The 519-nt window shown below is 63.0% G+C and carries 1 protein-coding gene; it reads right to left on the bottom strand.

The features are described from left to right. Positions 1-63: 63 nt before the first annotated feature. The coding region (locus BME24068_RS34840; protein WP_174928808.1) for an RNA-guided endonuclease InsQ/TnpB family protein at positions 64-519 on the bottom strand (456 nt) is incomplete at its 5' end.

The raw sequence follows: 519 nt of genomic DNA, 5'->3' as shown, positions 1-519 counted from the left end.
TTGACATCCTCCGCCGCCTGAAGGCGGCGGATTCCTGCCGCGTCTGAGACGATGATGCTTATCTCAGAGCGCCTCGGCGGGTTCCTGCTTCACGGAGCGGCCTGACTGCACCGGCTCTCCACAGGCTGCAACGCGGTGTCCCCGCGCCAGTATGTTGATCGCACCGACCACATCGGCATGCTCCTCATGACCGCACGCGACGCAGCGGAATGCGGCCTGCGTCTGCCGGTTTTCCGCGCTCGCGTATTCGCAGGCCGGACACGTGCGACTCGTATTCGCCGGCGGCACGGCAATGAGCCAGCCGCCATGCCACGCCAGCTTGTAGTCCAGCTGACGACGAAATTCGAACCAGCCCTGATCGAGGATGGCTTTGTTCAGGCCGGACTTGGCCCGAACGTTTTTGCCCGGCGCATCGGGGCTGCCAGCCGCCGTCTTCGACATATTTCGTACCTGCAAGTCCTCGATGCACACCATCGCGTGGTTTTGGCTGATCGTGGTCGTGGCTTTGTGCAGGTAGTC

This window comes from Burkholderia anthina (assembly GCF_902498995.1).
Lineage (GTDB): Bacteria > Pseudomonadota > Gammaproteobacteria > Burkholderiales > Burkholderiaceae > Burkholderia > Burkholderia anthina.
The sequence above is the reverse complement of the archived record's forward strand: the minus strand, read 5'-3'. Positions and strand labels throughout refer to the sequence as shown.